The sequence below is a fragment of the Arenimonas oryziterrae DSM 21050 = YC6267 genome, from assembly GCF_000420545.1.
Taxonomy (GTDB): Bacteria; Pseudomonadota; Gammaproteobacteria; order Xanthomonadales; family Xanthomonadaceae; genus Arenimonas; species Arenimonas oryziterrae.
The window spans coordinates 798,445-818,925 of record NZ_ATVD01000001.1 but is presented as its reverse complement, the minus strand read 5'-3'; the positions used below and the strand labels follow the sequence as shown (position 1 = coordinate 818,925).

Genomic DNA, 20,481 nt, shown 5'->3' with positions numbered 1-20,481 from the left:
ACGGCGCACGAATAGCGTGTAAGCGCCCGTGGCAAGGGGAGAAACCGTGGGTCTTTTCGGAACTACCAAGACACCGCTGGTCGGCGTGGACATCAGTTCCACTGCCGTCAAGCTACTGCAGCTCACCGAAAGTGGTGGGCGCTACCGCGTGGAGCATTACGCCGTCGAACCCCTGCCGCCCAATGCGGTGGTGGAGAAGAATATCGTCGAGGTCGAGGCGGTAGGCGAGGCGATCAAGCGCGCGGTCAACCGGTCCGGCACTCGGGTCAAGCACGCGGCTGCGGCCGTGTCCGGCTCGGCGGTCATCACCAAGATCATCCCGATGCAGGGCGATCTGGACGATGACGCGATGGAGGACCAGGTGCAGCTGGAGGCCGCCAACTACATTCCGTACCCGATCGACGAAGTCAGTCTCGACTTCGAGGTCCTGGGGCCGGTACCCAACAACACCGACATGGTCCAGGTCCTCCTGGCTGCGTCGCGTGCCGAGAATGTCGAGATCCGACAGTCCGCGCTCGAGCTGGGCGGCATCACCGCCAAGGTCATCGACGTGGAAGCGTTCGCGATGGAAAACGCCTTCAAGCTGGTCGCTGACCAGTTGTCGGTGCCGCGCGACGCCATCGTCGCCCTTGTCGACATCGGCGCCACGATGACCACGCTCAACGTGCTGCGCAGCCAGCGCAGCATCTACACGCGCGAACAGGTCTTCGGTGGCAAGCAGCTCACCGACGAAGTCATGCGCCGCTACGGCCTGAGCTACGACGAAGCCGGTGCCGCCAAGCGTCAGGGCGGTTTGCCGGAAAGCTACGAGATCGAAGTCCTCGAGCCGTTCAAGGAAGCGCTGGTCCAGCAGGTTAGCCGACTGCTGCAGTTCTTCTACGCCGGCAGCGACTACAACCGCGTCGACCAGGTGGTTCTGGCGGGCGGCTGCGCGTCCATCGCCGGCATCGCCAATCTCGTGGAAGAACAGATCGGCGTGCCGACCGTGATCGCCAATCCGTTGGCCAACATGGCTCTGGGCCCCCGCGTCCAGGCGCACGCCTTGGCTCAAGACGCGCCCGCGCTGATGATTGCGTGCGGCCTGGCCCTGAGGAGCTTTGACTGATGGCCAGAATCAATCTATTGCCCTGGCGCGCAGAGCGCCGCAAAGCACGCCTGCAGGAGTTCTACGGGCTGCTGGGTCTGGCAGCGCTCGCCGCGTTGCTGGTGAGCCTGTTCATCGTGATGTACTACCAGGGTCAGATCAGCGGGCAGGAAAGCCGCAACAAATATCTGCAGAGCCAGATCGACGAAGTCCAGAAGCAGATCGCCGAGATCGCCGAACTGGACAAGAAGAAGGCCCGCCTGCTCAAGCGCAAGGAAGTCATCGAGCAGCTGCAGTCGAGCCGTTCGCAGATGGTCCATCTGTTCGACGAGCTGGTCCGCACGATCCCCGACGGTCTGCGTCTGGACACGATCCAGCAGAACGGCGACCAGCTCACGCTGGCCGGCTACGCGCAGTCCAACGCGCGTGTCAGTACGTACATGCGCAACCTGCAGGCCTCGGGCTGGATGACCAAGCCCGACCTGACGGTCATCGAAGCCAAGGGCGCCGACAAGGGCCTGCCGTACACCTTCTCGCTGAAGGTCACGCTGACGACGCCGGGTGCGGTCGATGCAAACGGCAATCCGGTGCCGACGGTCGACGCCAATGGCAATGCGATCGTTCCGGATCCGGCAGCGCCCGCCGCCGCCACGCCCGCGACGCCGCCGCTCACCGCGCCTGCCGCCACCACTCCCGCGACGACTGCGCCGGCCCCGGCCGCTCCCGCAGCCACGCCGCCACCCGCCACGCCGCCTGCGACTCCGCCTCCCGCCAACGCAGCGCCCGCCTCGGGAGGTAACAACTCGTGAGCAAGAAAGTCGATCTCCGCAATCTCGACACCAGCAACCCGGGCTCGTGGCCGTTCCCGGTCAAGTTGGGCGCCTGCGTGCTGCTGGCGCTGCTGATCATCGCCCTGGCCTGGTACTTCTTCGTCTCGGACCGCCGCACCCAGCTGGCCTCGCTTGAAGTGCAGGAGAAAGGCCTGCGCGACGAGTTCCAGGACAAGCAGGGTCGCGCCGCCAACCTCGAGCCGCTCAAGCAGCAGCTGGCGCAGATGGAACTGATGCTGCAGCAGATGCTCCGTCAGCTGCCGAGCAAGAACGAAATGCCCGACCTCATCGTCGACGTGTCGCAGACGGCCCTGGCCAGCGGCATCAACAACGAGCTGTTCCAGCCCGGCCCGGAAACGACGAAAGAGTTCTACGCCGAGAAGCCGATCACGCTGCGCATGGTGGGTTCCTACCACCAGTTCGGCGCCTTCGTCAGCGGTGTCGCGTCGCTGCCGCGCGTGGTCATCATGACCATGCACGACATCTCGCTGAAGCCGCGCGGTGGCAAGAATGACAGCCTGGAATTGTCGGGCACCGTGAAAACCTATCGTTACCTGGACGACGAAGAAGTCGCCGCAGCCGAGCAAGCGGCCCAGCCGGGTGCCCCGGCTGCTGCCGGAGGAGCTAAGTGACATGACGAAATCACGGCTCAAATCCGGAGTCCGCAACACCTTGCTGCTCGCCTGCGCGTGCATCGCGCTGGCCGGTTGCACACGCGGTTCGAGGGATCTCGAGGCCTGGGTGGCCGAGGTCAAGGCGCGTCCCGCGCCGCCGCTCGATCCGCTGCCGGTCATGAAGCAGTTCGAGACCTTCGAATACAACGCGCAGGGCATGCGTGACCCGTTCAGTGCCCCGGTTCCCGATCGCAACGCCGGCAACGGCCTGCGGCCCGATCCCGAGCGGCGCAAGGAGGCCCTGGAGGCCTATCCGCTGGACAGCCTGAACATGGTCGGCACGATCGGTTCCGGCGCTGGCGTGGTCGGACTGGTCATGGCGCCGGACAAGGTGACCTATAGAGTGCGGCCGGGAAATTACCTGGGTCAGAGCGACGGCCGGATCACTGCGGTTTACGAAGATCGCATTGAGATGGTCGAACTGGTACCGGACGGGGCGGGCGGCTGGCTGGAACGCCAGGCCAAGATTGCCCTTGAAGACAATTGATTGGGGGATAGCACGATGACCGCAATGAAACAGATCGGCGAAAGCAGGGGCATCTTGCAGGCCCTCGGGACGGGAGCTCTGACGCTAGGGCTTCTGCTGGCAAGCAGCGCAGCGCTCGCAGGCAATGTCCTGCAGGATGTGCGCTATGCAGCGGCACCGGGAGGCAAGGTGGATATCACCCTGCAGTTCGCCAATCCCGTTGGCGAGGTCCAGGCTTTCACCACCGACAGCCCGCCGCGTATCGCCATTGACCTTCCGGACACCAGCAACGGGCTCAGCACCCGACGCGTGGCCGTGGGCAGCGGTGCCACTTCTGCGGTTTCCGCCGCCGAAGCCGGTGGCCGCACCCGCGTCGTCGTGGACTTGTTCCGACCGGCCGGCTACACCACGCGCAGCTCGGGCAACCTGCTCGTCCTGACCGTGGACGCAGGCAGCGCACCGGCGGCAGCGAGCACGGCGATGGCCAGCTCGTCCGATCCGAGCAAGCGTGTCGCCACCAACATCGCGGTCTCCAACATCGACTTCCGTCGTGGCGACAACGGTGCCGGTCGCGTGGTCCTTCGCTTCAACAGCGACGGTGCCGCCGCCGACATGCGCAACGAAGGCAACCAGGTCGTCGTGGACGTGAGCAACGCCTCGCTTCCCGAAAACCTGCGCCGCCGCCTCGACGTCACCGACTTCGCCACGCCGGTCCAGAGTCTTGAGCCGAAGGCCAATGCCGGTGGTGCCCGCCTGGTGATCAACACCAACGGCGCCTACGAGACCATGGCCTACCAGACGGGCAACGAATACATCATCGAGATCACGCCCAAGCGTGGCACGGTGATCGGTTCGGCCGCCTCGTCCGGTCGCGCCGCCGGTGCCGTCAGCACCTCGGGTGGTTCGCAGCGTTACTCCGGCAAGCCGGTGACCTTCAACTTCCAGGACGTGCCCGTTCGCACGGTGCTGCAGTTGATCGCCGAAGAGTCGAACCTCAACGTGGTCGCGTCCGACACGGTGCAGGGCAACGTCACCCTTCGCCTGATCAATGTGCCCTGGGACCAGGCGCTGGAAATCGTTCTGCGCGCCAAGCAGCTCGACAAGCGTCGCGACGGTAACGTCGTCTGGGTCGCGCCGCAGAAAGAGCTGGCCGACTTCGAGCAGGCGCGTGAAGATGCGCGCATCGCTCTCGAAACCCGCTCCGAGCTCGCCAGCGAGTACATCCCGATCAACTACGGCAATGCCGAAGACATCGCGAAGCTGCTGACCGAAAACAGCAAGACCGGCCAGTCGGCCGGTGCCTCGGGCGGCGGCAGCGCGTCGCAGCGCGGCTTCCTGTCCTCGCGCGGCAGCGTCAGCTTCGACAACCGCACCAACACCTTGCTGGTCATCGACATCCCGAAGAAGATCCAGGAAATCAAGGAGCTGCTGAACACCCTTGACCGCCCGGTCGACCAGGTGCTGATCGAAGCCCGCATCGTGGTGGCGTCCGAAAGCTTTGCGCGTGACCTCGGTGCGAAGTTCGGCGTCAGCAACACCGATACCAGCGCCAGCGGCGACACCGTCCGTACCGGCGGCTTCGACATCAACCTGCCGCTCGCCACTGCGGCCGGTGCGTTGAACCTGAGCATCCTGCGTCCGAGCTCGAATCTCGATCTCGAACTGTCGGCGCTCGAAAGCGAAGGCCGCGGCGAAGTCGTCTCCAACCCGCGCGTCATCACCAGCAATCAGCGCGAGGCGGTTATCCGCCAGGGCGACGAGATCGGCTACGTGACCGTGCAGCAGACGGCCTCCACCGGTGGCGGTACCTCGGTGCCGCAGGCGACCGTGCAGTTCAAGGAAGTTCTGCTTGAGCTCAAGGTCACCCCGACGATCACCCAGGACGGCCGCGTCTACCTGACCCTCGCGGTCAAGAAAGACGAAGTCCGCAACTTCATCACCACGCCCAGCGGCGACGTGCCGCAGATCCAGAAGCGCGAAGTCAGCACGGCCGTGCTGGTCGACAACGGTCAGACCGTGGTCATCGGCGGCGTCTACGAGTTCAAGAATCGTCAGGACGTCACCAAGATCCCGTTCCTCGCCGATGTGCCCTTCCTCGGCGCGCTGTTCCGCAGCAAGTCGCGTTCGGTCGAGAAGGCCGAGCTGCTGATCTTCGTGACCCCGCGCGTCCTGCAGGTCTCGCGTCGCTGATAGTCGCTAAAAAGTGTCGAACACAGGGCCGCCTATGCGGCCCTGTGTCGTTTATGGGTTAGATATCGATTGCACCGGCGAGGTGTCCGTGGGTCCTTTGCGCATTCACCTTCAGGCCGGCGATGTCATATTCAGCGAAGGCGATGCCCCGACCACGGCGTTCCTGATCGAATCGGGCGAGGTGGAGATCAGTGCGACCCAGCATGGGCAACGCATCGTGCTCAGCCACCTGAGCCCAGGCGACCTGCTCGGCGAGATGGCCGTCATCGACGACGCGCCGCGCACCGCCACGGCGATCGCCCTGGGCGACTGCATGCTTTTCCCGATCGACCGGGCGCAGATCACCGAACGCCTGTCGAAAACCGATCCGATCATCCGTTCACTCATGGAAGGCCAACTCAAGCGCTATCGCGGCGCGCTGGCGGCGATGCAGGGCAAGCGCGACAAGCTCAGCGAAATCAGCGAAACGCCGTCCGAGCAGCTTGGCATCGGCAAGATCCGCCTGGAAACGCATCTGCGCGAAGCCTTGGTCAACGACGGCCTGGACGTGCGCTACCAGCCCTTGCTGCATGTTGCCTCAGGACGCATCGCCGGTTACGAGGCGCTCGTGCGCTGGACGCATCCCGAGCGCGGCGCGATCTCGCCGATGGAGTTCGTCGCGCTCGCGGAGGAAACCTCGCTGATCGTGCCGATCGGCGAATACGTCTTCGATACCGCGTGCAAGGCCGTCACCCGCTTCATCGACAGCGGCGCGGATCCCAAACCTTTTATCGCGGTGAATGTTTCGGCGCGGCAGCTCGGCCATCCGGGCCTGATCGAACGCATCGTCGCGCGCGTCGACGCCGCCGGCCTGCCGCGCGGCAGCCTCAAGATCGAGATCACCGAAAGCCAGGCGCTGAACTACGGATTGGTCGCGGACGTGATTGAGCTTTGCCACCGCCACGGCATCAAGGTCGCGCTCGACGATTTCGGCACCGGTTATTCGCACCTCTCGCATATGCATCGGCTGGCCTTCGACACGATCAAGGTCGACCAGGCGTTTTCGCGGGCGATGGTCGACGATCCGCGCTCGCTGGCAATCGTCGAGGCGATCGTGCACATGGGCAAGGCGCTCGGCACGGAAGTGGTCGTCGAGGGCATCGAGACCGAGGAGATGCTGGCGATCCTGCGCCGGCTCGGCTGCGACTATGCGCAGGGCTACCTCATCGGTAAGCCGCAGACGCTCGACGAGTTGCTCGGCGCCGCCTGATCCGCCTGCGGGGTGCCCGGGCCAGCGGAGGCCTGGTGTATGCTCGCCCGAGTTTTTGACACCACCCCGATGCGCAGGACGACCCCGGACGTCTTGAACGGCGCGACGTTCCGGTGGCGGCTCCGGTCGCCCGGTTCGCGTGCTGCGGCCTGTGCCGGTCGCGTCGATCCACTCCTGGAGCAGGCCCCATGAATCCCGAAGCCACCCCGTTGCCGCCCAGCAAGGGCCTGCCCTTGCACGTGAAGGTCATGATCGGCTTTCTGCTGGGCGGACTGATCGGCTTGCTGGTCAACTGGCAGCAGATGCAGAACACGGATCTCGTCCTGGGCCTGACGACCTACCTGGCGAAACCGTTCGGGCAGATCTTTCTCAATCTGTTGTTCATGCTCGTCGTGCCCTTGATGTTCTCGGCCCTGGTGCTCGGCGTGGCCGAACTTGGAGACATCGCCAGCCTTGGACGCCTGGGCTGGAAGACGCTGATCTACACCGCGGTGGTCACCGGCATCGCCGTCGCCATCGGCTTGCTGATGGTCAATCTCATTCAGCCCGGTCATCACCTCGATCCGCAGCTCATCGAGCAGGCGATGGCGCAGTACGCGACCAAGGCCACCGACATCACCACCAAGGGCCAGGAGCTCAACTTCATCGAGCTGCTGATCAATATCGTGCCGCACAACGTCATCGCCGCCGCCGTCGACGACAAGCAGAAGCTGGGCGTGGTGTTTTTCGCGCTGATGTTCGGTATCGGCCTGGTCATGACGCCGAGCCCGGCGACCGCGGCGTTCAAGCAGGTCCTGCAGGGCATCTTCGAGGTCTGCATGAAGCTGATCGCGATGGTGATCAGGCTCGCGCCTTATGCGGTTGCCTGCTTCATGTTTACCTTGTGCGCGACCCTGGGACTGGATGCGCTCAAGGGCCTGTTCTTCTTCGTGGCGACCGTGTTGATTGCCCTGGCCCTGCACATGTTCGTCGTGCTGCCTGTCTGGGTGCGCACGATGGGCGGCATGTCCCCGCGCGTGTTCTTCCGCGGCAGCCAGGAGGCGATCCTCACCGCCTTCGCGACCGCCTCGTCGGCTGCGACCTTGCCAGTGACGCTGCGCGTGGCCGAAGAAAACCTCAACTTGCCGCGCAAGGTGTCCCGCTTTGTGCTGACGGTGGGTGCCTCCGCCAATCATCACGGCACGGCGCTGTTCGAGGGCATCACCGTGCTGTTCCTGGCCCAGGTGTCGGGCTTGCATCTGCCGCTGACGCAGCAGGTCATGGTGCTGGGGCTGTGCATCCTGGGCGGCATCGGAACGGCCGGCATTCCCTCCGGCTCCTTGCCGGTCATCGCGATGATCTGCGGCATCATCGGGCTCAAGCCCGAGGGCATCGCCATCATCCTGGGCGTCAACACCTTCCTGGACATGTGCCGGACCTCGCTCAATGTCACCGGCGACCTGGCGACGGCCGTGGTGGTCTCGCATCGCACGCGCGAGACCGAGACGGCGGTCCTGGGCTAACACCCCCGCGCGCGCCGGACAAGCGCGACAGGCGGCCCCGCATCAGGGAAAATAGGCTGCCCGGCCACCCGGGCGCCTCGTTCACTTTCCCGAGCACGCCCCCATGCCGACGCCCAGCCGCCGCGACCTCGCCAACGCCATCCGTTTTCTCGCTGCCGACGCCGTCGAGCAGGCGAAATCCGGCCACCCGGGCATGCCCATGGGCATGGCCGACATCGCCGAGGTGCTCTGGAACGACTTCCTGCGCCACAACCCGAACAACCCCCAGTGGTTCAACCGCGACCGCTTCGTGCTCTCCAACGGCCACGGCTCGATGCTGCAGTACGCCTTGCTGCACCTGTCCGGCTACGACCTGCCGATCGAAGAAATCCGCAACTTCCGCCAGCTGCATTCCAAGACTGCCGGTCATCCGGAGCGGCACGAAACGCCCGGCGTCGAAACCACGACTGGCCCGCTCGGCCAGGGCCTGGCCAATGCCGTCGGCTTCGCGCTCGCGGAAAAACTGCTGGCGCAACGCTTCAACCGTCCCGAGCACGCGATCGTCGATCATCACACCTGGGTTTTCCTTGGCGACGGCTGCCTCATGGAAGGCGTCTCGCATGAAGTCGCGTCCCTGGCCGGCACCTGGGGCCTGGGCAAACTGATCTGCTTCTGGGACGACAACAAGATCTCCATCGACGGCAACACCGATGGCTGGTTCACCGACGACACCGCCGCGCGCTTCGAAAGCTACGGCTGGCAGGTCATCCGCAAGGTCGACGGCCATGATCCGGTGGAAATCGCGCAGGCGATCAAGACCGCGCAGGCCGAGACCGACAAGCCGACCCTGATCTGCTGCCGCACCGTCATCGGTTTCGGGGCGCCGAACAAGCAGGGCAAGGAATCGGCGCACGGCGCGCCGCTGGGCAAGGACGAAATCGCCGCCGCGCGCGCGCAGTTGAACTGGCCGCATGCGCCGTTCGTCATTCCGTCCGAGATTTCCGATGGCTGGCGCGCCGGTAATACCGGGTTGGTGCGCGAGGAGCAGTGGAATCGCGCCTTCGATGCCTACGCCAAGCAGTATCCGGAACTCGCCGCCGAGCTGGTCCGTCGTTCGCATGGCGAACTACCGGAAGGATTCTCCGACGCCGCGCAGGCCTACCTGGCCAAGTTGCAGGCCGAGGGTCCGGTCGTTGCCTCGCGCAAGGCCTCGCAGATGGCGCTGGAAGCCTTCGGTCCGCTGTTGCCGGAACTGATCGGCGGGTCGGCCGATCTGGCGCATTCCAATCTCACTTTGTGGAAAGGCAGCAAGTCGGTCACCAGCAACGACGCCAACGCGAACTACGTCTACTACGGCGTGCGCGAGTTCGGCATGAGCGCGATCAGCAACGGTCTGGCGCTGCACGGCGGCTTCCTGCCGTACGACGCGACCTTCCTGGTGTTCTCGGACTATTCGCGCAACGCCTTGCGCATGTCGGCATTGATTCCGGCCAATGTCGTGCACGTGTTCACCCACGACTCGATCGGCCTGGGCGAAGACGGCCCGACCCACCAGCCGGTCGAGCATCTGGCGTCGCTGCGCTACATCCCCAATAACGAAGTCTGGCGTCCCTGCGATGCGGTCGAATCGGCGGCGGCTTGGCAGCGCGGCATCGAGCGTCGCGACGGGCCGACCTGCCTGATCTTCAGCCGACAGAATCTCGCGCACCAGGCGCGCAATCCGCAGCAGCTGTCCGATGTCGCGCGCGGTGGCTATGTCCTGCACGAGCCGGCCGGCGGCAAGTTCGACCTGATCCTCATCGGCACGGGCTCGGAAGTGGAGCTGGCGATGCAGGCCGCGCGCAAGCTCGAAGGCGAGGGCATCGCGGCACGCGTGGTCTCGATGCCGTCGACGAATCGTTTCGACCGGCAGTCGGCGCAGTGGCGCGAGTCGGTGTTGCCGTCGACTTGCCGCAAGCGCATCGCGGTGGAAGCCGGTGTCACCGATTTCTGGCGCAAGTACGTGGGTCTGGAAGGCGCCGTGATCGGCATCGACAGTTTCGGCGCGTCGGCGCCGATCGACGCGCTTTACCAGCACTTCGGCATCACCGTCGAAGCCGTCGTCGCGGCAGCCAAACAGCTGCGCTGATTCCTCGCCGCCCGCGTCCGGCGATCCGCGTCAGCGATCGCCGGTCCGGCGCAGTGCCAGCGCCACCAGTCGCGCTTCCAGCCATTCCGAAAATCCCTTCGGTTCCGCGAGCGCCATGCGTTGCATCGCCTCGACATCGCGATCGCCGCGCGTGCTGATCGCGTCGAAGACCGTGCGCCACTTGCCGCCAGGTGTGGCGGTCGCGGACTTCAGCCAGCCGAGTGCTTTGACCAGGCGTTCTTCGACCGGCGTGAAATCGCTGCCCAGCGGGTAGTCGGGCAGCAGGCCGCTGCGGCGGAACGGCGCGAGCAATCGCCGCAGTTCCGTCGCCGTATTGCGCGCCAGCGCGGGCGGAAGGACGTAGTCGTCGGCGATCTTGCCCTCGCTGCGGGCGGCGCGGGCGATCTCGGCCTGGAAGCGCGCGTCGGCGATTCCGAGCATGCGTTGCACGCAGTCCTCGTCGCAGGCGTCGCGCAGGTCGGCGATGCCGTATTCAGTGATCGCGATGTCGCGCAAGTGGCGCGGAATCGTCGTATGGCCGTAGTTCCACAACACGCTGGACGAGGTGCTGCCGTCGCGGTTTTCGCGCAGGGAACGGAACAGCAGCACGCTGCGGCCATCGCGCAAGGCGTGCGCCATTGCCACGAAGTTGTACTGGCCGCCAACGCCCGAGACCACGCGCCCGGAGGCCAGCGCATCCGAGGTCGCCGCACCGAGCGCGGTCATCATCATGCAGGTGTTGAAGAAGCGCGCATCGCGGCGCTGCAGGCGCTCGAGGACTTCGTTGCCGCCGTAGAGTTCGTTGATGTGCGAGATGCGCGTCATGCCCAGGCCGCGTTTGGCGGCGTCCGGCAAGTCGCGCATCCAGCGATACAGCGCGTGCGAGCCGAGGTAGAAACCGCCGTCGAGCCAATGCCCGTCGGCGGCCAGGCGCGCGTGATCGTCCGCCGTCGCCTGGCCATCGTTGAGACGTTGCATCGCGCCGACGTCGTCGAGCACGCGACGGGTGAGGATGCCGGCATTGAACAGATGCATGAAGCCGTCGTTGACCATCTCGCTCGCGCCGTAGAGGCCGTGCACGAACGGTGCCGTGCCGCCGTCCTCGGCGACCAGCGTGCTGTCTGCGAGTCCGGGTGCGAGCGCGTCGAGCAAGGCCAGGTATTCGGCATTGCGCGTGTGACGCAGGATCAGCGCATGGCACAACGCGTCCGACAGGGAGCCGATACCGATCTGCAGCGTGCCGCCGTCCTTGACCAGGGTGCTGGCGTACAGGCCGATCGCGAATTCGGCATCGCTGACCGCCTGTCGCGGCAGCGCGAACAGTTGCGGCGCGGGGCCGGGCAGGTCGAGCACGGCATCGAAGAAGTCCGGCGCCACCGCCGCCGTGCCGCCGACCCAGGGCAGATGCGGATCGATTTCCGCGATCACGAAGGGTCGCGGCAGGCCGCGGCGCGCCATTTCGTTGAGCAGATCGAAACTCAAGTCCGGATTGCTGCTCAGGCTGAACCGCTCGCCGCCGGGCTCGCGCGCGACGCGCTGCACGAGCACGTTGACGCCGCGCGTGGCGACCGCACGCGCGACATGCGTGTAGTTGAGACTGGCGTAGCTGCGTTGCGCCTGGTGCGAGGCGAGCAGCCCGCCCGACTGCAGATAGAACTCCTCGACGCGGATATTGGCCGGCAGCGCATCCTTCTTCTGCGCCAGCGCATAGTCGAGCGCCTCGAAGTCCGCACCGAAGTGACGGTCGAGAAACGGACCTGCGAAGCGTTTTTCGAGCCCGGCGCCGGGTTTGGGCGGCGTCAGCGACAGCGCGGTGTGGATGCGCAGGCTGCATTCGGGATGTGCCGCGACATGCCGGTAGATCGCGTTGAGCAGGCGATGCGGTTTGCCCAGGCCGAGAGGCGCCGCGATCGCCAGATGCGGGCCGGCGGCCTGCAGCACGGCCGCGACGGCCTCGTCGAGTCGATTCAGGGTCACATCGGGCTTCCGGAAACGGGCGGCTTCGAGTATCGCATGCCCGATCCGGGGGCTTGACATCGACGATTACGAGTGTAATTCTCATTTCAAATTACAGATGTAATCAAGAGAGTCCGGAATGACCATCCAGATCAGTGACGCCGAAAGCATCGTGATGGAAGTGTTGTGGCGACGTAGCCCGCGCAGTGCCGAGGAAGTGATCGCCGAGCTCGCGCGCGAGCAGCACTGGCAGGAACCCACGATCAAGACCTTGCTCAACCGGCTGCTGAAAAAGGGCGCGCTGCGCGCCGACAAGGACGGTCGCCGTTACAGCTACCTGCCCGTGCTCAAGCGCGAGGACTGGGTGCACGGGCAGAGCCGCAGCCTGCTCAATCGCCTGTTCGACGGGCGCGTCGCGCCCCTGGTCGCGCATTTCAGCGAGAAGGGCAAGCTGAGCAAGAAGGACATCGGCGAACTGAAGAAACTGATCGAGGGTCTCGACGATGAACGCTGATCTGTTGACCGAATTGGGGCAGGCGACGCTGGCGATCAGCGCGGCGATCGTGTTCATCGCCCTGGTGCGGCAGCCACTGCGACGCGGATGGGGTGCGCGCGTTGCCTATGTGCTGTGGGTCGGCGCGCCGTTGGCGGTGCTGGCCGTACTGCTGCCCGCGCCGTCGCCGCAGACACTGCCAGTCATCGCGCCCGCCGTGACCATCGGCTTGCCGCAGTCGCTGGCGTCAGCCTGGACCGCGTCGGCGCCCGCCGCCGCGACCTGGCTGCTGCCGCTGTGGCTGCTGGGCATGGTCGCATTCTTGATCGTGATCGCGCGCCGGCAGACGAACTTCAACCGGCTTGTGCAACGGCATGCGCATCTGCCTTATGACGAAGTGATCGGACACGGTCCCGCTGTCGCCGGATTCCTGCGTCCGCGCATCGTGCTGCCGACCGATTTCCGCGAACGCTACAACGCCGACGAACAGGCGCTGGTGCTGGCGCACGAACAGGTGCACCTGCGCCGCGGCGATGTGCATGCACAAACCCTGGCGAGCGTTCTGCGCTGCCTGTTCTGGTTCAACCCGCTGGTGCACTACGCGGCGACGCGCTTCCGCTTCGATCAGGAGCTGGCCTGCGATGCCGTCGTGTTGCAGCAGTTCCCCAAATCCCGGCGCACGTACGGCGACGCGATGCTGAAAACCCAACTGGCCGAATTCGGTTTGCCGCTCGGCTGCCATTGGCCTTCGAATCATCCGCTCAAGGAGAGAATCGCCATGCTCAAACATCCACTGCCCGGCACCGCGCGACGGTTGTCCGGCGCGATGCTGGTCGCCGTCGTCGTCGCCACCGGCAGCTACGCCGCCTGGATCGCACAACCGGCCTACGCCGCACCGAAGCCGTCGCCGACCGTCGCCCAACCGGCGCCGGTGCCCAGCGTCACCCGCATCACCGAAGGCGACGTGCTGACACCGCCGAAATATCCGGACGCGGCGAAGGCGGAAGGCCTGCGCGGCAAGGTCATGCTGAAGCTGCTCGTCGGTATCGACGGCAACGTCAAGCAAGTGCAAGTAGAAAGTTCGGAACCGGCCGGCGTTTTCGATCAGGCCGCGATCGAGGCCGCGTCGCAATGGCACTTCAGCAATGCCAGCCGCGATTCCGACGGCAAGCCCGTCGAAGGCTGGGTGCGCGTGCCGATCCAGTTCGAGCCCGAGTCGCCGGCGCCGGCGAGTTCCGGTCAGTCGTCCTCGCCGTAGCGATCCCACCGCTCGCCCGGTCAGTCACGATCGGGCGACGCGGATCACGTCACAACCGATCGAGCGGAATTTTCAGATAGCGCACGTCGTTGTCTTCCTTCGGCGGCAGCTGGCCCGCGCGGATGTTGACCTGCACGGCAGGCAACATCAGTGCCGGCATGGCGAGGGTCGCATCGCGCGCCTGGCGCAATGCGACGAACTCCGCCTCGGTCTTGCCGCCGCCGACATGCAGATTGTCCGCCTTCTGCGCGCCGATGCTGGTCTCGCAGCGCAGCTCGCGGCCACCGGGCGCGTAGTCGTGACAGACGAACACGCGCGTCGCCTCGGGTAGTTCGAACAGCCGCTGGATCGAGCGGTACAGCGTCGCCGCATCGCCGCCGGGAAAATCGCAGCGCGCCGTGCCGCCGTCGGGCATGAACAGACTGTCGCCGACGAACAGGGCATCGCCGATCAGGTAGGCCACGCTGTCGCTGGTGTGGCCGGGCACGGCGATCACGCGTGCCGTCGTGCCGCCGACGGAGAACGTGTCGCCATCTGCGAACAGCTGATCGAACTGCGAGCCGTCGGTGGCGAAGCCGGCCTCGAGATTGAAGACCGGTTTGAACGTTTCCTGCACGCGCCGGATGCCTTCGCCGATCGCGATTCCGGCACCGAGCTGCGACTTCAGCCAGGACGCTGCGGAAAGATGATCGGCATGCGCATGCGTTTCCAGAATGCGCGTGACCCGGTAGCCCTGTGCGGAGACGAGATCGAGCAAGGCTTGCGCGCTGTCTGTGCGAGTGCGGCCCGAGACGCCGTCGTAGTCGAGCACCGGATCGATGATTACCGCCGCGTCGCTGCCCTCATCGGCCACCACGTAGGTCCAGGTGCCGCTGCCGGCATGGTGCTGCGGGTGGACGCGGACTGCGCTCATGGAACTATCTCGTCGGGGCGGGAGAGGTTGTCGGCGCCGTGGCAGCCGGCGCGGCGGCCAGGGCGTAGTTGAGCATGTCGGCCAGGCGGTTGCCGGCTTCGCGCAGCCGGCGTTCGACCTGCGGGCGATGGGTGGTCAGATACGCGTCGGTGATCACGCGCTTATCGGGATAGACCGAGTCATCGCGCACGATCCGGCACGACTCCAGCGCCCAATCCACCGCCGGCCGGTCCGACTGCCGCGTGGCGTCGCGCGGCAGGGGCGACTGCCGGCGCAACAGGTCCGCGTAAGCCACAGGATCGAGACCGCGACTGTTGACGATGAGGCGGTCCCAGGTCGAATGCAGGTTCGTGCCCTTGTCCTGGTAGTTCACCTGGAAATCGTTGCCGCCGCGGTCGTCACTCCAGCCGGCATGCATCGGCTGATGCACGTCGCCGACGAAATGCACGAGGAATTTCAGCGCTTCGCGCCGCTCAGCATCCGGACGCGTGCGATCGGACAGGATCAGGAACTGGCGATTGATCGCCGCGATCACGCAGCGGCCATCCGGGCAGTCGCGCGGCGGCACGTAGCTGCAATCGCCGCGCGGAAAGTTCATGTAGTGCCAGGTGCTGGTCTGTTTGGCGCGGGCCTCGTCGGTGTCGCGCAATTCGTCGGCCCAGGTGGCGACGCCGGCCAGGGTCGGCACCGGCTCGCCCGCGAGCAGCCGGGCGACTTCTGCGCGGGCCGCCGGGCTGAGCTGCGCCTGTGCCAGCTCGCCGACGATCCGATGCCCATTGGCGCTCCAGGCCAGGCAGGCGGTCGAGGTCAGAAACAGCGCCGAAGCGAGCAAAAAGGGGCGGAACCGGGTCATCAGAAGGCTTTCCAGGGGTGTCGCGGGCGGGGGCTAGACGATAAAATAGCGGTTCCCTGCATTCTCGCATCCTTCCAGGAGCTAAAAAATGGCGATCAAGGTCGCGATCAACGGCTATGGCCGCATCGGCCGCAATGTCCTCCGTGCGCTGTACGAATCCAACCGCACGCACGAGATCCAGGTCGTCGCGATCAACGACCTGGGCGATGCCGAGACCAATGCCCACCTGACCCAGTACGACACCGCCCACGGCAAGTTCCCGGGCACCGTGTCGGCCGAGGGCGGCGATCTGATCGTCAACGGCGACCGCATCAAGGTCTACGCGGTGCGCAACCCGGCGGAGATTCCGTGGGGCGCGCACGACGTCGACGTCGTGCTCGAATGCACCGGCCTGTTCACCTCCAAGGCCAAGGCCGGCGCGCACATCGCTGGCGGCGCCAAGAAGGTCATCATCTCCGCGCCCGGCGACAAGGACGTGGACGGCACCTTCGTCTACGGCGTCAATCACGACCAGCTCAAGGCCTCGCACACCGTCATTTCCAATGCCTCGTGCACGACCAACTGCCTCGCGCCGCTGGCCAAGGTGCTGCACGAGAAGATCGGCATCACGCACGGCCTGATGACCACGATCCACGCCTACACCAACGACCAGGTGCTGACCGACGTGTATCACTCGGACCTGCGCCGCGCGCGCAGCGCCACGATGTCGCAGATCCCGACCAAGACCGGCGCCGCCGCCGCGGTCGGCCTGGTGCTGCCGGAGCTCAACGGCAAGCTCGACGGTTTCGCGATGCGCGTGCCGACGATCAACGTCTCCGTGGTCGACCTGAGCTTCGTCGCCAAGCGCGCGACGAGCAAGGAAGAGATCGATGCGATCGTCAAGGAAGCCAGCGAAGGCGCGCTCAAGGGCGTGCTCGGTTTCAACAAGGCGCCGCTGGTGTCGATCGACTTCAACCACAACCCGCTGTCGTCGATCTACGACTCGACCCAGACCCGCGTCATGGAAGGCACGATGGTCAAGGTGCTGAGCTGGTACGACAATGAGTGGGGCTTCTCCAACCGCATGCTCGACATGACGCTGGCGTTGATGGCCGCGAAGTAAGTCCTGCGGCACCGGTTCACCAAAGCCCCGGCTTGTCCGGGGCTTTTTTTGCGCGTTCGTCCCGCCGCGCTTGTGTCGGCGCGAGCCCGGCGCGAGGATGCCCGCATGTTCGTCGACCCCGCCCCGTCAGCCCAGCGATGACGTCCCGTCTCACGCTCGCCACGTTCCTGCTCGCCACGGTGCTCAGCGGCGCGGCGCCGGCGGCCGACACGGGCTTCGTCGCGCGCGAGCTGGTCGTCGCGGGGGCGCGCTATCGCTACCAGGTCTTCGTCCCGAACGACTACACGCCGAACACCGCCTGGCCGGTCGTGCTGTTCCTGCACGGTGCTGGCGATGGCGGCGAGGACGGCCTGCGGCAGACGCGTGTCGGCTTGCCCGCGCAGCTGCGCGCGCATCCCGAGCGGTTTCCGATGCTCGTGGTGATGCCGCAGTCGCGAGCGGACAAACGCTGGGCCGGAGCGATGGCGACGCAGGCCCTGGCCGCGCTCGATGCGACGATCGCGGAATTCCACGGCGATCCCGAACGCGTGTACCTGACCGGTCTGTCGATGGGCGGGCAGGGCGTCTGGCAACTCGCCGCCGCGCATCGCGATCGGTTCGCGGCGATCGCGCCGGTCTGCGGTTTTCTCGACCAGTACGCGGGTCGCGAGGAGGATCGCGCCCAGGTCGCGCAGAGCCTGTTCGGCCCGCGCAGCGACCGCTACTCGCGTTTCGCGCGCCGCCTCGGCCCGATGCCCGCATGGATCTTTCATGGCGACGCCGACCGCGTCGTGCCCGTGGAGGAATCGCGCGCGATGGCGCAGGCGCTGCGCAAGCTCGGCGGCGACGTGCGTTACAGCGAATACGCCGGCGTCGGACACGATGCCTGGAACCGGGCATATGCCGAGCCGGAGTTCGTGCCCTGGTTGCTGTCGCACCGGCGCCAGCCGCGTTAGCGATCCCGCCTTGCTGTCAGGGCGCGTCGTCGTCCGCACCGGCACCGACCGTCGCGCGGCGCAGGCGGTCGTGTACGGCCAGCCAGTCGCCGTGTTCGGGCGGACGTTCGACGAGCAACAGGTTCGCGCCGAGGGCGTCGAGCGTGCGCAGGGCCGCGTACAGGCCATGCGCATAGGCCGTGGCCTCGTTGGGCAAGATCTCGCCCTCGCTGTCGGCCGGCAATGCATCCAGCGCCAGCAGCGCCACGCGTTTGCCGAGCGCGCGCTGCTGCTGCGCTTCGTTCTCAAGCGCCGCGCGCGGCAGCATCAGCATCGGCGTGCGCGGTGCGTAGTGCGCCTCGAGCGTGCCGGAAGCGCGCGGGCTGTGCACGCCGCTGCCGAGGGCGACGGGGCCGATGACGGCTTCGATCTGCGCCTGCGAAATCATGCCCGGCCGCAGGATGCGCGGCGTGTCGCCGGACAGATCGACGATCGTGCTTTCGATGCCGACCGCGCAATCGCCGCCGTCGAGCACGATCGGCACGCCCGCGCCGAATTCGTCGCGCACATGCGCCGCCGTGGTCGGGCTGATGCGTCCGAAGCGGTTCGCCGACGGCGCCGCAAGTCCGCCGCCGAACGCGCGCAGCACCTGCAAGGCGAGCGGATGTGCCGGGCAACGCAGGCCCACGGTGTCCTGGCCGCCGGTGACGGTATCGGGCACGTGCGCTGTGCGTTGCAGAATCAGGGTCAAGGGGCCGGGCCAGAACGCCTGCGCAAGCTGCCGTGCCGCCGGCGGAATCGTCGCCGCCCACATGGGCAGCGCGTCCGCGTCGGCGATATGCACGATCAGCGGATGATCGGCCGGCCGTCCCTTGAGCGCGAAGATCTTCGCGACCGCCGCGGGCTGCGAAGCATCCGCCGCCAAGCCGTACACCGTTTCGGTCGGCAGGCCGATGACCTCGCCGCGCCGGAGCGCGGCGACGGCGTCGTCGATACGGGTCTCGTTCGAGGTGCTCATGTCAGCGCTGGAAATCCTCGGGCAGCAGGCCATAGAACGCGGTGTCGCAGATTTCCCCGTTCACACGCCAGCGTTTGCGCAGCAGGCCCTCGCGGACGAAGCCCAGGCGTTCGAGCAGTCGCCACGAGGCCTCGTTGCGCGGATCGATGTCGGCCTCGATGCGCACCAGACCGACGGTGTCGAAGCCAAACGAGATCGCACAGCGCAGGGCTTCGGCGGCAACGCCGCGGCCCTGGTAGTCCGGCGACAGGCTGTAGCCCACTTCCAGACGGCGTTGTTCGCGATGCAGCGAGAAAAACGTGAGCGCACCGATCAGCGTGTCGGAGTCGCGGTCGGCGATCGCCCAGGGAAAGATCTCTCCAGCCTCCATCGCCGCCCAGGCCCGGGCCAGGTATTGCTCGGCCTGGCTGCGCTCGGTCCACGGCGGGAAGCTCCAGTAGCGCATCACGCGCGGGTCCGAGTACAGGGCGAACATCGCCTCGACATCGTCGTCGCGGTAGGGGCGCAGGCGGACGCGCTCGGTTTCCAGCACCGGCACGCGCAGGGTGGGGGTCTCGTTCATGCGCCGATTCTCCCATACGCCGCCGCGGGCGGTTTGGCGGGTGGGCCGGGGCCGGGCGACAATGGCGGCCTGGCCGCCGTGCGCGCCGCCGTGCTTTCCGTCTTTCGCCACCGATCCCTTCCCAGGAGCTGCCATGTCCATCCTCCGTCTGTCCGACCTCGATCTCGCCGGCCGGCGCGTCCTGATCCGCGAAGACCTCAACGTCCCGGTCAAGGACGGAAAGATTTCGTCCGAACAACGCATCACCGCGGCCCTGCCGACCCTGCGTCTGGCGTTGGAGAAAGGCGCGGCGGTCATGGTCACCTCGCATCTGGGCCGGCCCAAGGAAGGCGTGTGGAGCGAAGAGGATTCGTTGGCGCCCGTCGCCAAGCGCCTGGGCGAATTGCTCGGCCGCGACGTGCCCCTGATCCGCGACTGGATCGACGGCGTCGACGTTGCGCCGGGCCAGCTGGTGCTGCTGGAGAATTGCCGCATGAACGTCGGCGAGGGCAAGGACGACGAGGCCCTGTCGAAAAAATACGCGGCCCTGTGCGACGTCTATTGCATGGATGCGTTCGGCACCGCGCACCGTGCGCAGGCGTCCACGCACGGCGCGATCCGCCACGCGAAAATCGCCTGCGGCGGCCCGCTGCTGATGGCCGAGCTCGATGCGCTCGCCAAGGCGCTCGAGCATCCGGCGCGGCCCCTGCTGGCGATCGTCGCCGGGTCGAAGGTCTCGACCAAGCTTGAACTGCTCGGCAATCTCGTCGGCAAGGTCGACCAGCTGATCGTCGGCGGCGGCATCGCCAATACCTTCATCGCGGCGATGGGCTTGCCGGTCGGCAAATCCCTGTGCGAACACGATCTGATCGATACCGCGAAGAAAATCATGGCCGATGCGAAAGGCTGCGGCGCCGATATCCCCGTGCCCAGCGACGTGGTGGTCGCCACCGCGTTCGCAGCCGATGCCCCGGCCACCGTCAAGGCGGTCGCCGATGTCGGTGCCGACGATCTCATCCTCGACATCGGTCCCGACACCGCCGCGCGCTACGCCGAGCTCATCCGGTCGGCGGGCACCGTGATCTGGAACGGGCCGGTCGGCGTGTTCGAATTCGACGCTTTCGGCAAGGGAACCGAGGTTTTGGCGCGCGCAATTGCCAACTCGCCTGCATTTTCGATCGCCGGCGGTGGCGATACGCTCGCCGCAGTGGATAAATACGGGGTTGAGTCCGGCATCAGCTACATCTCCACCGGCGGCGGTGCCTTCCTCGAGTTCTGCGAGGGCAAGGAGCTGCCGGCTGTGGCGGCGCTGAAGGCCCGTCGTCCTTGAA

General features: G+C 66.3%; 18 protein-coding genes. 13 read left to right on the top strand and 5 right to left on the bottom strand.

Features of this window, described 5'->3' with window-relative positions:
* Positions 1–46 precede the first annotated feature (46 nt).
* The 8 genes from G467_RS0104110 to tkt all read left to right on the top strand — a co-directional run bounded on the left by G467_RS0104110 (position 47) and on the right by tkt (position 10,102).
* The gene (locus tag G467_RS0104110; protein ID WP_022968464.1) at positions 47–1,105 is read left to right on the top strand and encodes a pilus assembly protein PilM; all 1,059 of its coding nucleotides are present in this window, start codon (positions 47–49) and stop codon (positions 1,103–1,105) included.
* Positions 1,105–1,893 carry a PilN domain-containing protein gene (locus tag G467_RS0104105; protein WP_022968463.1) on the top strand — a complete coding sequence of 263 codons (789 nt, stop codon included), beginning with the start codon at positions 1,105–1,107 and terminating at the stop codon, positions 1,891–1,893. Before G467_RS0104110 ends, G467_RS0104105 begins: the two co-directional genes overlap by 1 nt.
* On the top strand, positions 1,890–2,546 hold the full coding sequence (locus G467_RS0104100; RefSeq protein ID WP_022968462.1) for a type IV pilus inner membrane component PilO: 657 nt from the start codon (positions 1,890–1,892) through the stop codon (positions 2,544–2,546). Before G467_RS0104105 ends, G467_RS0104100 begins: the two co-directional genes overlap by 4 nt.
* A gap of 1 nt (position 2,547) precedes the next feature.
* A complete protein-coding gene (locus tag G467_RS0104095; RefSeq protein WP_051130377.1) occupies positions 2,548–3,075 on the top strand; it encodes a pilus assembly protein PilP in 528 nt (175 codons plus the stop codon).
* Positions 3,076–3,090: 15 nt separating this feature from the next.
* Entirely contained in the window at positions 3,091–5,244 is a 2,154-nt protein-coding gene (locus tag G467_RS0104090; protein WP_342663003.1) for a type IV pilus secretin PilQ, read from the top strand.
* Positions 5,245–5,341: 97 nt separating this feature from the next.
* Positions 5,342–6,493, top strand: a complete 1,152-nt coding sequence (locus G467_RS0104085; RefSeq protein WP_022968459.1) for an EAL domain-containing protein — start codon at positions 5,342–5,344, stop codon at positions 6,491–6,493.
* Between the two features lie 188 nt (positions 6,494–6,681).
* The gene (locus tag G467_RS0104080) at positions 6,682–7,995 is read left to right on the top strand and encodes a dicarboxylate/amino acid:cation symporter (RefSeq protein ID WP_022968458.1); all 1,314 of its coding nucleotides are present in this window, start codon (positions 6,682–6,684) and stop codon (positions 7,993–7,995) included.
* A 103-nt stretch (positions 7,996–8,098) separates the two neighbouring features.
* A complete protein-coding gene (gene tkt, locus G467_RS0104075) occupies positions 8,099–10,102 on the top strand; it encodes a transketolase (RefSeq protein ID WP_022968457.1) in 2,004 nt (667 codons plus the stop codon).
* A gap of 30 nt (positions 10,103–10,132) precedes the next feature.
* On the opposite strand, the gene G467_RS0104070 is transcribed toward tkt, so the two are convergent.
* Positions 10,133–12,079 (bottom strand): acetyl-CoA hydrolase/transferase C-terminal domain-containing protein, encoded by a 1,947-nt coding sequence (locus G467_RS0104070; RefSeq protein ID WP_022968456.1) that lies wholly within the window; start codon positions 12,077–12,079, stop codon positions 10,133–10,135.
* 124 nt (positions 12,080–12,203) lie between these two features.
* On the opposite strand from G467_RS0104070, the gene G467_RS0104065 reads away from it, so the two are divergent.
* Both G467_RS0104065 and G467_RS0104060 read left to right on the top strand, forming a co-directional pair.
* Positions 12,204–12,572 (top strand): BlaI/MecI/CopY family transcriptional regulator, encoded by a 369-nt coding sequence (locus tag G467_RS0104065; protein WP_026802338.1) that lies wholly within the window; start codon positions 12,204–12,206, stop codon positions 12,570–12,572.
* Positions 12,562–13,809, top strand: coding sequence for a TonB family protein (locus tag G467_RS0104060; protein ID WP_022968454.1), 1,248 nt, complete (start codon positions 12,562–12,564; stop codon positions 13,807–13,809). The genes G467_RS0104065 and G467_RS0104060 overlap by 11 nt, the downstream gene beginning before the upstream one ends.
* Positions 13,810–13,858: 49 nt before the next feature.
* Here G467_RS0104060 and G467_RS0104055 read toward each other — a convergent pair whose 3' ends face one another.
* A complete protein-coding gene (locus tag G467_RS0104055; RefSeq protein ID WP_022968453.1) occupies positions 13,859–14,722 on the bottom strand; it encodes an MBL fold metallo-hydrolase in 864 nt (287 codons plus the stop codon).
* A gap of 4 nt (positions 14,723–14,726) precedes the next feature.
* Positions 14,727–15,575 carry a S1/P1 nuclease gene (locus G467_RS15325; RefSeq protein ID WP_022968452.1) on the bottom strand — a complete coding sequence of 283 codons (849 nt, stop codon included), beginning with the start codon at positions 15,573–15,575 and terminating at the stop codon, positions 14,727–14,729.
* 88 nt (positions 15,576–15,663) lie between these two features.
* Between G467_RS15325 and gap the strand changes: the two genes are divergently transcribed.
* A complete protein-coding gene (gene gap, locus G467_RS0104045; RefSeq protein ID WP_022968451.1) occupies positions 15,664–16,677 on the top strand; it encodes a type I glyceraldehyde-3-phosphate dehydrogenase in 1,014 nt (337 codons plus the stop codon).
* Positions 16,678–16,814: 137 nt separating this feature from the next.
* The gene (locus tag G467_RS15320; RefSeq protein ID WP_022968450.1) at positions 16,815–17,612 is read left to right on the top strand and encodes a carboxylesterase family protein; all 798 of its coding nucleotides are present in this window, start codon (positions 16,815–16,817) and stop codon (positions 17,610–17,612) included.
* 16 nt (positions 17,613–17,628) lie between these two features.
* Here G467_RS15320 and G467_RS0104035 read toward each other — a convergent pair whose 3' ends face one another.
* Positions 17,629–18,609: an L-threonylcarbamoyladenylate synthase gene (locus G467_RS0104035; protein WP_022968449.1), complete on the bottom strand. Its 981-nt coding sequence runs from the start codon at positions 18,607–18,609 to the stop codon at positions 17,629–17,631.
* Between the two features lies 1 nt (position 18,610).
* Positions 18,611–19,171, bottom strand: coding sequence for a GNAT family N-acetyltransferase (locus G467_RS0104030; RefSeq protein WP_022968448.1), 561 nt, complete (start codon positions 19,169–19,171; stop codon positions 18,611–18,613).
* A 133-nt stretch (positions 19,172–19,304) separates the two neighbouring features.
* Here G467_RS0104030 and G467_RS0104025 point away from each other — a divergent pair, with 133 nt between their 5' ends.
* On the top strand, positions 19,305–20,480 hold the full coding sequence (locus tag G467_RS0104025) for a phosphoglycerate kinase (RefSeq protein ID WP_022968447.1): 1,176 nt from the start codon (positions 19,305–19,307) through the stop codon (positions 20,478–20,480).
* Position 20,481: the final 1 nt, after the last annotated feature.